This is a genomic window from Rhodococcus sp. H29-C3, from assembly GCF_030063405.1.
In the GTDB taxonomy this organism is placed as follows: Bacteria; Actinomycetota; Actinomycetes; order Mycobacteriales; family Mycobacteriaceae; genus Rhodococcoides.
The window spans coordinates 591,904-605,163 of the sequence record NZ_JASITC010000003.1; the positions used below are offsets into that span (position 1 = coordinate 591,904).

Annotated in this window: 10 protein-coding genes; all 10 read left to right on the forward strand. The window is 61.4% G+C overall.

Annotation, left to right across the window (positions count from 1 at the left end; all coding sequences use genetic code 11):
• The first annotated feature begins 98 nt into the window (after positions 1-98).
• The 10 genes from QMK32_RS10130 to QMK32_RS10175 all read left to right on the forward strand — a co-directional run bounded on the left by QMK32_RS10130 (position 99) and on the right by QMK32_RS10175 (position 13,260).
• Positions 99-1,394 (forward strand): sigma-54-dependent transcriptional regulator family protein, encoded by a 1,296-nt coding sequence (locus QMK32_RS10130; protein ID WP_283474681.1) that lies wholly within the window; start codon positions 99-101, stop codon positions 1,392-1,394.
• Between the two features lie 94 nt (positions 1,395-1,488).
• Entirely contained in the window at positions 1,489-3,012 is a 1,524-nt protein-coding gene (gene adh, locus QMK32_RS10135) for an aldehyde dehydrogenase (RefSeq protein WP_283474683.1), read from the forward strand.
• Entirely contained in the window at positions 3,012-3,563 is a 552-nt protein-coding gene (locus QMK32_RS10140) for a DUF779 domain-containing protein (protein ID WP_283474685.1), read from the forward strand. Before adh ends, QMK32_RS10140 begins: the two co-directional genes overlap by 1 nt.
• A 269-nt stretch (positions 3,564-3,832) precedes the next feature.
• Positions 3,833-5,272, forward strand: coding sequence for an ethanolamine permease (gene eat, locus QMK32_RS10145; RefSeq protein WP_269300882.1), 1,440 nt, complete (start codon positions 3,833-3,835; stop codon positions 5,270-5,272).
• On the forward strand, positions 5,269-6,681 hold the full coding sequence (locus QMK32_RS10150; RefSeq protein ID WP_283474687.1) for an ethanolamine ammonia-lyase subunit EutB: 1,413 nt from the start codon (positions 5,269-5,271) through the stop codon (positions 6,679-6,681). The genes eat and QMK32_RS10150 overlap by 4 nt, the downstream gene beginning before the upstream one ends.
• A complete protein-coding gene (gene eutC / locus QMK32_RS10155) occupies positions 6,678-7,445 on the forward strand; it encodes an ethanolamine ammonia-lyase subunit EutC (RefSeq protein WP_269300880.1) in 768 nt (255 codons plus the stop codon). Before QMK32_RS10150 ends, eutC begins: the two co-directional genes overlap by 4 nt.
• A 53-nt stretch (positions 7,446-7,498) precedes the next feature.
• Positions 7,499-9,136, forward strand: a complete 1,638-nt coding sequence (locus tag QMK32_RS10160) for an AMP-binding protein (RefSeq protein WP_283474688.1) — start codon at positions 7,499-7,501, stop codon at positions 9,134-9,136.
• Positions 9,137-9,177: 41 nt separating this feature from the next.
• Positions 9,178-11,118, forward strand: coding sequence for an acetoacetate--CoA ligase (locus QMK32_RS10165; protein WP_283474690.1), 1,941 nt, complete (start codon positions 9,178-9,180; stop codon positions 11,116-11,118).
• Between the two features lie 73 nt (positions 11,119-11,191).
• Positions 11,192-12,649: an amidohydrolase gene (locus QMK32_RS10170; protein WP_283474692.1), complete on the forward strand. Its 1,458-nt coding sequence runs from the start codon at positions 11,192-11,194 to the stop codon at positions 12,647-12,649.
• The gene (locus QMK32_RS10175; protein WP_283474693.1) at positions 12,646-13,260 is read left to right on the forward strand and encodes a TetR/AcrR family transcriptional regulator; all 615 of its coding nucleotides are present in this window, start codon (positions 12,646-12,648) and stop codon (positions 13,258-13,260) included. The genes QMK32_RS10170 and QMK32_RS10175 overlap by 4 nt, the downstream gene beginning before the upstream one ends.

Here is a 13,260-nt window from a genome sequence, read left to right on the forward strand (position 1 = left end):
CACACGCTCGAGGCTGGGCGCGGTGAAGTCATGGCTGTACCCTGAACTATGTGAGCTGCGTTACAGTGGCGTGAACATGTGGGAAGGCGTGCATCGGAATGACAGCTAGATTTCCAGGGCAGGGCAACCCCTGGATTGCCGTTCGACCAGGTGAAGACGTCGATGTTCTCGCCCGTCAGATGTCCACCGCACACCGACTCTTCGTCGACGACGAACCGCCGTCGTCCGATTCCGTCCGATCAGTAGTCCTGGACTCGTGGCTGCGCAGCCGAACCAAGGGTGTGAATCCGGACGGTGGAAGCGATTCGCTCGCCCTTTCCGGCGCCGAACTCGAGCGATATCGCGACGGTCACCCGATGTCGATCATCAGGCCGGTCATCCGCAAGCTGCTCGTCGAGGACGCAGCAGACACCGGTCTATTGGTTGCGATTTCCGATGCCGAGGGCCGGTTGTTGTGGGTGGAGGGCGATGCGACCGCCAAGGATCGCGCTCTCACCATGAACTTCGCCGAGGGTGCCGATTGGAGTGAAGAGTCCAAGGGAACCAATGCGCCGGGGACGGCGCTCGCCATCGATCATTGCGTCCAGATCTTCGCGGCCGAGCATTTTTCCCGTTCGGTGCACGAATGGAGTTGCTCGGCGGCTCCGGTGCATCATCCGACGAGTGGACACATTCTCGGCGCAATCGATATTACCGGTGGTCCGAGAGTTGCGGTGCCCGAGGTGCTCTCGCTGATCCGTGCGACCGTGGCGGCCGCCGAGTCCGAGCTTCGGGTACATCTGATGAATTCACCGAAGTCGCTGGGGGACACAGCCCCTCGGCTCGAAGTGCTGGGGAGCGGGCGGCCAGGGTTGGTGCGTGGCAGCGGTAGGATGGCGCTGTCGCAACGGCATGCGGAAATATTGTTGCTGCTGGGTGATCATCCTGAAGGTCTCAGCTCGGATCATCTCGCTGTGCTACTCGATGAACACGAGCTCGACTCCGTGACGATCCGTGCCGAGATGTCGCGTCTGCGGAAGACCTTCGGCGCGTCCGGGCTCGCATCTCGACCGTACCGATTGGTCGGGGAACTGGCCTCGGACGTAGGTGATATTCGCCGGGCGCTCGACCGTGGTGACGTCGAGGCAGCGATGCGGATCTACTCGGGTCCGGTGCTTCCGGGATCTTCGGCGCCTGGCATCGACGAAATTCGCGAAGAACTGCGATCCAGGATGCAAGCAGCCCTGCTTCGTGTCGGTGACCCTGTCTTGCTTGCCCAGTGGACCTCCTCGATCCACGGTCGCACCGACGTAATTGCCTGGGAGGCGTATCGCGCCACTTTGAACGCAGATTCTGCGCTTTACGGCCAGGTCAACGCGCGTATCGGTCTACTCGACCGTCAGTTGGGTGTCTGATTCGATCCATGCGCACCGCAGCAACGTAGTTGCAACGTTGCTCGACCTAGTGTTCTGAATCACATCAGTTCGGTTGATCAGAAGGAGTCACTAGATGTCCGTCTATGCCCGTCCCGGTACGGCCGAAGCAATCATGTCGTTCCAGCCACGCTACGAAAACTGGATCGGTGGAGAATGGGTTCCGCCGGTCAAGGGGCAGTACTTCGAGAACCCGACCCCCGTCACCGGTGAGAACTTTTGCGAGGTTGCTCGCTCGACCTCCGAGGACATCGAGCTGGCTCTCGATGCTGCGCATGCCGCCGCTCCCGCATGGGGTAAGACATCCGCTGCCGAGCGCGCCGTGATCCTCAACAAGATCGCGGACCGAATCGCCGAGAACCTCGAGTCAATCGCGCTCGCCGAGTCCTGGGACAACGGCAAGCCGATCCGCGAAACCCTCAACGCCGATATCCCCCTGGCAGTGGACCATTTTCGTTACTTCGCGGGTTGCATTCGTGCACAGGAAGGTTCGCTTTCCGAGATCGACAACGACACCGTCGCTTACCACTTTCACGAGCCACTCGGTGTGGTCGGCCAGATCATTCCCTGGAACTTCCCGATCCTCATGGCGGTCTGGAAGCTCGCGCCCGCACTTGCTGCCGGTAATGCCGTCGTGCTCAAGCCTGCCGAGCAGACGCCGGCCTCGATCCTCCATTTGATTTCGATCATCGGTGACCTCCTGCCGCCGGGAGTGCTCAACATCGTCAACGGTTTCGGCGTCGAAGCAGGCAAGCCACTTGCCTCCAGCCCCCGGATCGCAAAGATCGCCTTCACCGGAGAAACCACCACAGGCCGCCTGATCATGCAGTACGCGTCGCAAAACCTGATTCCGGTCACACTCGAGCTCGGTGGCAAGAGCCCCAACGTCTTCTTCTCCGACGTCCTTGCCCACAACGACGACTACCAGGACAAGGCGCTCGAAGGCTTCACGATGTTCGCGCTCAATCAGGGTGAGGTGTGCACCTGCCCATCGCGTTCGCTCATCCAGGCCGACATCTTCGACGAGTTCCTTGCCCTCGCCGCGATCCGCACGAAGGCTGTGCGTCAGGGTGATCCGCTGGACACCGAGACGATGATAGGCGCACAGGCCAGTAACGATCAGCTCGAGAAGATCCTGTCCTACATCGAAATCGGCAAGGGTGAAGGTGCGCAGGTCGTCACTGGCGGCGAGCGCGCCGAACTCGGTGGAGATCTCAACGGTGGCTACTACATGCAACCGACGATCTTCACCGGCAAGAACAACATGCGGATCTTCCAGGAGGAGATCTTCGGGCCGGTCGTTTCGGTGACGTCGTTCAAGGATTACGACGAGGCCATCGACATCGCGAACGACACGCTCTACGGACTCGGGGCGGGAGTCTGGTCGCGAGACGGAGGAGTCGCCTACCGCGCCGGCCGCGACATCAAGGCTGGTCGAGTATGGACCAACACCTACCACCAGTACCCGGCACACTCCGCGTTCGGTGGGTACAAGCAGTCGGGTATCGGACGTGAGAATCACAAGATGATGCTCGATCACTACCAGCAGACGAAGAACCTTCTGGTGAGCTACGCCCAAAAGGCTCAGGGCTTCTTCTGATGGCCGGCAGGCCTGCGGCTCCGGCCCCGCCTGCGCGTCTGCGAGCAACCGCCGGGGCGATGGAGCTTCTCTGTCGCCTCGGTGGTATCCACGGCGAACTGATGATGCATCAGTCCGGCGGGTGCTGTGACGGGTCGTCGCCGATGTGCTATCCCGCAGGGGAATTCATCGTCGGTGACCGGGATGTGTTGTTGGGTCTTCTGGATCTACGTCTCGGCGTGGGAGATATCCCGGACGACCTTCCCGAAGGCAGTGACGCCGTTCCGGTATGGATATCTGGTTCTCAGTTCCAAGCGTGGAAGCACACTCAACTCGTACTGGACGTCGTGCCGGGACGCGGTGGAGGCTTTTCCTTGGAATCACCCGAGGGCGTACGTTTCCTCAGTCGAGGACGTGCGTACACGGCAATAGAGAACGACCTTCTCGAGCAGTATCCGCCTCTTGTCGGCCTCGACTGGGAAGAGGGGCGCAGGCCCGAAGTTCCCGACGACATCCTGGTGGTTGCCGAAGCTGCCGATGCATGCCCGGTACCCGGGATGCTCCAGGGCTGACGTCGTTCCGAGGTCGAACCGTCGAATCGTCGATCGTGCGCACGCTCTGGTGACTGGAGCGTGCGCGCGAGACCGACAGGGTTGTTGTAAACGCTGTGCTGACAGTCGCGGAACCGGACGAGGGTGACATCGGTGACGTCAACCGAGTGACGTAGTACGCCGTAATTCTTTCGTCATCGAAAGATGACATCTCGCTTACACAGTGGGCCTACCTTGAGCCGACTCGCGCAACCCACGCGCGAAACCTCCACTTGCACGAGAGGATTTTCATGTCTGTCAGCGATCCGACGGCATCACATCACGGCGGTGTCGATTCACACGTCGAAGGTGGCGACTACCTCGCCAAACGAACGTTGAAGAAGGGCACGGCCGGTTGGGTTCTCCTCGCCGGACTCGGCGTCAGTTACGTTATTTCCGGGGACTATTCGGGGTGGAATTTCGGTCTCGAACAAGGCGGATTCGGTGGGCTTCTCATCGCGGGCGTACTGATCGCGGGAATGTATTTGGCGATGGTGCTCGGGATGGCCGAGATGTCCTCGGCGCTCCCGGCGGCGGGAGGCGGTTACACCTTCGCCAGGCGTGCACTCGGGCCGTGGGGTGGGTTCGCCACCGGTACTGCAATTCTCATCGAGTACGCGATAGCTCCGGCCGCGATCGCCACCTTCATCGGGGCCTACGTCGAATCCCTCGGCCTTTTCGGAATCACCGATGGATGGTGGGTATATCTGGCGGTGTACGCCATCTTCATCGGCATCCACCTCACCGGCGCTGGTGAAGCGCTGAAAATCATGTTCGTCATCACCGCCATCGCGTTGGTCGGATTGGTGATCTTCGTCCTCGCCGCACTCGGCAAGTTCGACGCGAGCAACCTCACCGACATCGCCCCGACGGATGCAGCAGGCGCGTCGAGCTTCCTGCCGTTCGGATACCTCGGAATCTGGTCAGCGGTCCCATTCGCCATTTGGTTCTTCCTCGCAGTGGAGGGAGTGCCGCTCGCCGCGGAGGAGGCCAAGGACCCGACCAAGAACGTCCCGCGCGGAATTATCGCTGCGATGGGCATCCTACTCGTCACCGGCGCCTCGGTGCTCTTCCTCGTCACGGGCGCAGGTGGGGCCGAGGCGATGCAGTCCTCCGGCAATCCACTCGTGGAAGCGCTCGGCGACAGTGGAGCAGCCAAGGTAGTGAACTACATCGGACTTGCCGGTCTCGTCGCGAGCTTCTTCTCGATCATGTACGCCTACTCGCGGCAGTTGTTCGCGCTCTCTCGTGCCGGATATCTACCGAAGACGCTCTCTGTCACCAACTCTCGCAAAGCTCCAGTCCTTGCCCTCATCGTGCCCGGCGTCATCGGTTTTCTGCTTTCGCTGACGGGGCAGGGTGCGATGTTGCTCAACATGGCAGTGTTCGGCGCCGCGTTGAGTTACGTTCTGATGATGATCAGCCACATCGTGCTGCGTCGCAAAGAACCGGATATGGAACGCCCGTACCGCACTCCCGGTGGCATCGTCACTACCGGCTTCGCGCTGGTAATCGCAGCGTTGGCCGTCGTCGCAACGTTCCTGGTCGACAGTACTGCCGCGCTCTGGTGCCTGGGAGTATTCGCTGCTTTCATGCTGTACTTCGGCATCTACAGCCGCCATCACCTGGTTGCGAACTCGCCCGACGAAGAGTTCGCAGCGTTGGCGAAGGCAGAAGCAGAGCTCGAATGACCATCTACACGCAGCAGATATCGGGCACCACCTACCAGTTCGACTCTCTCGTGGAACTGATGGCCAAAGCGACGCCTTTGCGCTCGGGCGACGAATTGGCGGGGTGCGCAGCACAATCCGACGCAGAGCGTTCCGCAGCACAGTGGGCACTGTCGGAAGTCTCTCTCGGAGTATTCCTGCAGGACCTTGTGGTTCCCTACGAAAGCGACGAAGTCACCAGACTCATCATCGACTCGCACGACCGAGTCGCGTTCGGCGCAGTCTCGCATCTCACGGTAGGGGGACTCCGTGACTGGCTTCTGAACACCGCCGCCTCGACCTCGGCTGCTGCGACGCTACGCGCAGTGGCACCCGGGCTCACCCCCGAGATGGTGGCGGCGGTCAGCAAGATCATGCGGAACCAGGATCTGATCGCAGTGGCACGTGCTGTCGAGGTCACCGCAGCATTCCGCACGACGATAGGCCTGCCGGGAACCCTCGCGACGAGGCTGCAACCTAATCATCCGACCGACGATCCACGCGGTATCGCGGCGGCAACGTTGGACGGGTTGCTGTTGGGGTCGGGGGACGCCGTCATCGGAATCAACCCGGCAACCGATTCACCTCACGCGACGTCGGATCTATTACATCTCCTCGACGACATTCGTCAGCGCTTCGAGATCCCGACCCAGTCCTGCGTCCTCTCGCACGTCACGACGACGATGGAGCTGATCGAAAAAGGTGTTCCCGTCGACCTGGTCTTTCAGTCCGTCGCGGGCACCGAGGGCGCTAATTCTGTTTTCGGCGTGGATGTTTCGCTCCTCCGTGAAGCCAACGAAGCAGGTCGATCGCTGCACAGGGGAACCGTCGGCAACAACGTCATGTATCTCGAGACCGGCCAGGGTTCAGCGCTGAGCGCCGGCGCGCACCTTGGAATGGGAGGCAAACCAGTCGATCAGCAAACGCTGGAGACGCGGGCTTATGCGGTATGTCGCGACCTGGAACCGTTGCTGGTCAACACCGTCGTCGGATTCATCGGACCCGAGTACCTGTACGACGGTAAGCAGATCATCCGCGCCGGCCTCGAGGACCATTTTTGTGGAAAGCTGCTCGGCCTACCGATGGGTGTCGACGTGTGCTATACCAACCACGCCGAGGCCGACCAGGACGATATGGACACACTGTTGACGCTGCTCGGAGCGGCCGGAGTGGCCTTCGTTATCGCCGTTCCCGGTGCGGACGATGTGATGCTCGGCTATCAGAGTTCGAGTTTTCACGACGTCCTGTACGTGCGCCAGGTGCTGGGGTTGAAGCCCGCGCCCGAATTCGCCGTCTGGCTCGATCGCCTGGGCATGGTGGACTCCCATGGCCGGATACTCGACGTCGATGCAACGGGTTCCTCGTTGCGAGCGCTGACGGGTACGCGATGACCGAGATCGAACCCACCGACTTCTGGGCGGACCTGAGACTGAGTACGCAGGCACGAATCGGATTGGGCCGCACCGGCGATTCACTGCCGACGCGACGGGTTCTGGAGCTCAGATCTGCACATGCCGCGGCTCGCGACGCCGTCCACACGCCACTCGAGGTGGACTCTTTCACCGTCGCCGTCGAGCGGGTCGGGCTCGGTGCTCCTGCCATCGTGACATCGAAGGCGACATCGCGCGCGGAGTACCTCCGCAGACCGGATCTCGGCCGAGAGCCCGAGGATCTGTCTTCGATCACGCCGGGGAAGTTCGACATCGGATTCGTGCTGAGCGATGGACTCTCGCCGCGCGCACTGACCGATCATGGAACCTCGATGTTGGAGGCTCTTGTGGAGGAATTGGCAGACCTGTATTCGATGGCCCCGCCGGTAATTGCGACCGAGGCTCGGGTGGCACTGGGCGATCACATCGCAGAGGCGATGGGGGTGCGCACTGTCGTCGTGTTGATCGGTGAACGCCCTGGGCTGTCGGTGGCGGACAGTCTGGGCATCTATCTCACTCATCTGCCTGCGCCAGGCAGATCGGACGCCGACCGAAACTGCATTTCGAACATTCATCCACCAGAAGGATTGGGCTATCGACAGTCCGCCAAGATCGTTGCCGGACTCGTGCGGGGTGCGCGCCGCCTGGGACGTTCGGGTGTGGCACTGAAGGACACTTCCCGAGCGGACGTTCTCGAATCCTCGGAAACCATGACACTCGACTGAGTACCCCTCTTCGGGGGTGGTCCTCAGTGATCCAGCTCACTATCGTGGAAGTCATGGAGAGACTCAGTCATGCGTCAGGAGCGTCGTCTCGGCCGCTGCTCGAAGACACTATCGGAGCAAACCTGGATCGAACTGTATCGCTGTACGGTGGGCATGATGCGTTGATAGATGTCGTGTCCGACCGACGGTGGACCTATTCGGAGTTACTCGCGGACGTAGAGCTGTTGGCGGCGGGCCTGCTGGAGCAAGGCGTCGTGAAGGGCGATCGCGTCGGTATATGGGCGCCGAACTGCCCGGAGTGGGTATTGGCGCAATACGCGAGCGCCAAAATCGGAGCCATTCTTGTCAATATCAATCCGGCCTACCGTACGCACGAGTTGCGGTTCGTGCTGAAGCAATCAGGCGTGTCGGTCCTGTTGTCGGCGCAGGAGTTCAAGGGAGCGGACTACGCGGCCATGATCGAGGAGGCCCGTCCGAAAGCTCCTGATCTGCGAGAAGTCGTCTACATCGGCAGCTTCGGGTGGGAATTGATGATCGACCGCGGGCACCGCGCGCTGGCCGATCGACCACGAATGGTCGCCGACGTGCAGGACCAACTGCGAGTCGACGATCCGATCAACATTCAATACACCTCGGGTACAACAGGATTCCCCAAGGGTGCCACGCTGAGTCACAGCAACATCCTGAACAACGGATTCTTCGTCGGCGAGTTGTGCCACTACACCGCCGAGGACCGAGTGTGTATACCGGTGCCGTTCTATCACTGCTTCGGCATGGTCATGGGAAACCTTGCCTGCACAAGTCACGGCAGCGCGATGGTGATCCCTGGACGTGCATTCGAACCTGCTGCCACGCTCGCGGCCGTCGAGAAGGAGCGGTGCACATCGCTGTACGGAGTTCCGACGATGTTCATCGCCGAACTTGCACTGCCTGAGTTCGATTCGTTCGACCTGTCGAGTCTGCGCACCGGCATCATGGCCGGTTCGCCGTGCCCTGCGGAGATCATGAAGCAGGTGATCGACAGAATGGGAATGAGGGAGGTGTCCATTTGCTATGGCATGACCGAGACTTCGCCCGTCTCGCTTCAAACTCGCAGCGAGGACACCATCGACCAACGAGTCTCGACGGTGGGTGCAGTAGGTCCACACCTCGAGGTGAAGATCGTCGACCCGACGACCGCGGAGACCGTACCGCGCGGTGAGCCGGGGGAGCTGTGCACACGAGGCTATTCCGTCATGGCCGGGTACTGGCAAAATCCAGAAAAAACTGCCGAAGCCATCGATGCCGAAGCGTGGATGCACACCGGTGACATCGGTGTCATGGACGCTGACGGTTACGTCGCCATCACTGGGCGGATCAAGGACATGGTTATCAGAGGGGGTGAGAACATCTACCCCCGAGAGATCGAGGAGTTTCTGTACTCCCACCCCGATATCCTCGATGCTCAGGTGATCGGAGTTCCCGATGTGAAGTACGGGGAAGAACTCATGGTGTGGATCAGAATGCGGGACAACGCAGTGCCGCTCGATGCCGCTGCGGTTCGAGCATTCAGCGAGGGCAAGCTTGCTGCCTACAAGATCCCGCGATACGTGCACGTCGTCGATGAATTCCCGACAACGGTCACCGGAAAGGTGCGGAAAGTCGAGATGCGTGAGAAGTCCATCGGAATGCTGGACATTCAGTCGCAGTGACTCGCGACGCGGATCGGGCGCCGTCGGGAATACTGGATCATATGACCGATACGCAGTGGACGCCGTCGACCGAGGACATCGAAAATGCTCGCATCACGGACTTTCAACGCTACGTGCAACGGCGACACGTTCTCGACCTGACCGACTATCGATCGCTGTGGGCATGGTCCACCGAGAATCTCCCCGATTTCTGGCGCGCGGTATGGGACTACTTCGAGATCATCGCCGCCGATCAACCCATCGCAACTCTCGAATCGACCGACATGCCAGGGGCACAGTGGTTCACCGGTGCGACCCTGAACTACGTCGACCAGGTCGAGCGGCACGTCCGAACCGATCGGCCTGCGATCCTGCACGCACACGAGGACGGAACGGTCACCAGACTCTCCTGGCATGAGTTGGCTCGGCAGGCAGCATCGCTGGCCGAGACGTTGAAGTCACGAGGCGTAGCGAAGGGAGACCGCGTCGTCGGCTACCTTCCCAACATTCCCGAGACCGTCATCGCGTTTCTTGCGGTGGCAAGCATCGGTGCGGTGTGGTCGGCCTGTGGACAGGACTACTCCGCATCTGCCGCATCGGATCGCTTGGGACAACTGGATCCGAGGGTGCTGATCAGTGCCGATGGATATTCCTACGGCGGCAAATACCACGACAAGACTGCGGACGTGAGCGCGCTGCTCGAGAACTTGCCGACGGTCGATCTCGTCGTCCAGGTCGGCACGCATGTCACTGCAGGATCCATCACATGGGACGAGGCCACTGCCGGCGAGCGCGTGTGGACCAGCGTTGCCGTTCCTTTCGACCACCCGCTGTGGATAGTGTTCTCCTCGGGTACCACGGGATTGCCCAAGGGGATCGTGCACAGCCATGGTGGAGTGCTGCTCGAACATCTCAAGTCCGTTGGGCTGCAATCGGATATCGGACCGAACGACACGTTCTTCTGGTACACGAGCCCCAGTTGGATGATGTGGAATTTTCAGGTGGCAGGACTCCTCATCGGTGCCACCATCGTGACTGCGTCCGGTAGCCCGGGTTTCCCGACAGCCGATGCGCTGTGGAAAATCGCTTCTGCACAGAAGGTCACCTTCCTGGGAACCAGCCCGGGGTACGTGCTGTCCTGCATCAAGGCGGGTTCACACCCCGGTGAAGATCACGACCTCGGTGCGCTGCGGGCGATCGGCATCACCGGGTCTTCGCTACCGGCCACATCGTCGATCTGGTTGGCGGACAACATCAGCCGTGACGTCCCGGTATTCTCGATCTCCGGTGGGACCGATGTCGTCTCGGCGTTCGCAGGTGGGGTGCGTACGGTGCCGGTATGGCCGGGTGAACTGTCGGCCCCGTACCTCGGCGTCGCGTTGGCCGCGTACGACAACCAGGGTCGCTCGGTAACCGGCGAGGTAGGCGAACTCGTCATCACCGAGCCGATGCCGTCGATGCCCAGTCGGTTCTGGAACGACGAGGACGGATCGCGCTATCACGACGCGTACTTCGATACCTTCGACGGAGTGTGGCGTCACGGAGACTGGATTACCGTCACCGAGCATGGCAGCGTCATCGTTCACGGGCGTTCCGATTCGACGTTGAACCGCAACGGTATTCGAATGGGTAGTGCCGACATCTACCAGGCCGTCGAATCCTTACCCGAAGTGGTCGAATCCCTCGTCCTCGGTGTCGAATTCGATGACGGTAGTTATTGGATGCCGTTGTTCGTAGTGCTGGCCGAGGGTGTCGAACTCGATGAGCCGCTACGGGGACGGATCAAGGCGGTCATCAAGGAGCAGGCATCACCTCGGCATGTACCCGACGAGATCATCGCCGCTCCCGGAATCCCACACACCAGGACGGGGAAGAAGCTCGAGGTTCCGCTCAAACGAATCTTTCAGGGCGATGACGCCGCACGCATTCTCGACCGCTCGGCCGTCGATGCACCGGATCTGGTGGATTGGTTCGTCGAACGTGGACGAGATCGCAATCGCTGATGCTTCACCTTCTTCGGAGACTCCCACTCGGCCGGCCCACGCTTTCACGGCACGAGTGTTCTAGAGTCCGGAGGTGCTGATCAGAAACGTGGTTCTCGCCGCGGGCGGCCCGACCTTCGAAGTGCAGACGGTTGGTGGTCGGATCTCCGAGGTGATCCGGGCCGGGGTGGCATCGCGCGCTACAGAGGGCGAGATTGTCGACGGTCGAGGAGGGGCGTTGTTGCCCAGTTTCGTGGACAATCACGTGCATCTGACGCAGTGGACCGCATCGTCGACGCGGATCGATGTCTCGGACGTAGATTCTGCCGCTGCCGTCGCGGACATCCTTACGCGCTCCGAGGAACGGCACGGTCATGGGATCTTGCGCGCCCAAGGTTTTCGCGACGCGCTGTGGCCCGACGTGCCACACAAGGATGTGCTGCAGAGGGCCCTACCGGACCGCCTCGTGGCGATAACGAGCATGGATTTGCACACGCTGTGGCTCAGTCCGGCACTTCTGGACGAACTGTCCATCGATCATCCGACGGGGATATTGCGCGATCACGACTGCATGGAAGGTCTCGGTGCTCTCGACCGGTTGGCCGATACCGAGCAAGGTGATCGCAGCGTCCTCGACGCCACCGCCGAATTGGCTCGACGAGGCATCACCGCCGTGACCGATTTCGAGTACGCGGACAATAGAGCTGTCTGGCTGCGTCGCGCCGAGGTCGGACAGTCGTCCGTCGACGTGTCCATCGCGGTGTGGCCGGAATGGCTCGAACACGAGTTGTACGTCGGCGCGAGGACCGGCGATCGCATCGGTGACGGGCGGCATCTTTCTCTCGGCCCGCTGAAAGTGATGTTCGACGGTTCACTGAACACCCGAACCGCATGCTGTCACGAGGCGTATCCCGATGGGTCCGGAACCGGCCTACTTCTCGAGACACCCACAGACCTTCGCGCACTGATGAGGCAGGCATCCGAAGGCGGGATCCAGCCGGCTGTTCACGCTATCGGTGACCGCGCGAACTCACTCGCACTCGACGCATTCGAGGCCATCGGAGTTGGTGGGCGGATCGAGCATGCTCAACAGGTCCTGCCGGCCGACGTGCAGCGGTTCGCCGCGGCAGGCGTCTCAGCATCCATCCAGCCTCAACATGCAATGAGCGACCGTGACGTCGCGGATGAACTGTGGCGTGGTCGAGCCTCGATCTCGTATCCGTATGCCTCGCTACATCGCGCGGGCGTGGATCTGCTGTTCGGCTCCGACGCCCCGGTCAGCCCGCCGTCGCCGCTCGATGCCGTCGCTGATGCCGTGTGGCGTACCGACGACGATCGCCGGCCGTGGCAGGTCGAGGAGGCGCTACCGCTGGACGTCGCCTTGGCCGCGGCCTGCGGTGGCCGCCGATCGGTCGGAGTCGGGGATGTGGCGGATCTGGTGATACTGGCCGAACACCCCGCGAATCTGGGAAACCGCGACCTGCGCGCGGATCCGATTCTGGCCACTGTCCGCGCAGGAAAGGTCACATTCGAGCAGGCTGGTCCACTATGAGTGGAGATGCGGAGCGAGGTAGTTGGCGCATCTACGAGGGCTCGGTGCTCTCCGCGCCGCTGGCTGCGGCCCTCGCCGCGTTCGTCGAGCAGGGTTACCACGGGGCTTCGGTGCGTGAGATCGCAGCTCGCGCTGGACTCTCCGTACCAGGGTTGTATCACCATTTTCCGTCGAAGCAGGCCCTGCTGGTGGGGCTGATGAAGGCCGCCATGGCCGATTTGCTCCAACGATCGAGGGTCGCGGAAGCAGAAGCTGGGACCTCGCCCAGCGCCCGGTTCGATGCCGTCGTCACTTCGTTGCTCCTGTTCCATATGTATCGCCGGGATCAGGCGTTCATCGGATCGACCGAGATCCGCAGCCTCGAAGCCGGCAACCGCAGTGAGTACATCGGCCAACGCGACGAGCAACAGCGCATGCTCGACACGATCGTCCACGACGGCGTCGCGTCGGGCGATTTCGACACCGGGCATCCGAAGGATGCCTCTCGGGCGGTGACGACACTGTGTGTCGGAATCGCAGGATGGTATCGGCCCGACGGTCCACTCTCGGCGCCAGAACTTGCAGCAGTGTATTCGACCATCGCACGGAGAATTGTCGGTGGTACTCGATAG

Coding starts and splice junctions, on each gene's coding strand:
- QMK32_RS10140 (WP_283474685.1), top strand. CDS start 3,012: ATGGCCGGCAGGCCTGCGGCTCCGGCCCCGCCTGCGCGTCTGCGAGCA.
- eat (WP_269300882.1), top strand. CDS start 3,833: ATGTCTGTCAGCGATCCGACGGCATCACATCACGGCGGTGTCGATTCA.
- QMK32_RS10150 (WP_283474687.1), top strand. CDS start 5,269: ATGACCATCTACACGCAGCAGATATCGGGCACCACCTACCAGTTCGAC.
- QMK32_RS10130 (WP_283474681.1), top strand. CDS start 99: ATGACAGCTAGATTTCCAGGGCAGGGCAACCCCTGGATTGCCGTTCGA.
- QMK32_RS10160 (WP_283474688.1), top strand. CDS start 7,499: ATGGAGAGACTCAGTCATGCGTCAGGAGCGTCGTCTCGGCCGCTGCTC.
- eutC (WP_269300880.1), top strand. CDS start 6,678: ATGACCGAGATCGAACCCACCGACTTCTGGGCGGACCTGAGACTGAGT.
- adh (WP_283474683.1), top strand. CDS start 1,489: ATGTCCGTCTATGCCCGTCCCGGTACGGCCGAAGCAATCATGTCGTTC.
- QMK32_RS10165 (WP_283474690.1), top strand. CDS start 9,178: ATGACCGATACGCAGTGGACGCCGTCGACCGAGGACATCGAAAATGCT.
- QMK32_RS10175 (WP_283474693.1), top strand. CDS start 12,646: ATGAGTGGAGATGCGGAGCGAGGTAGTTGGCGCATCTACGAGGGCTCG.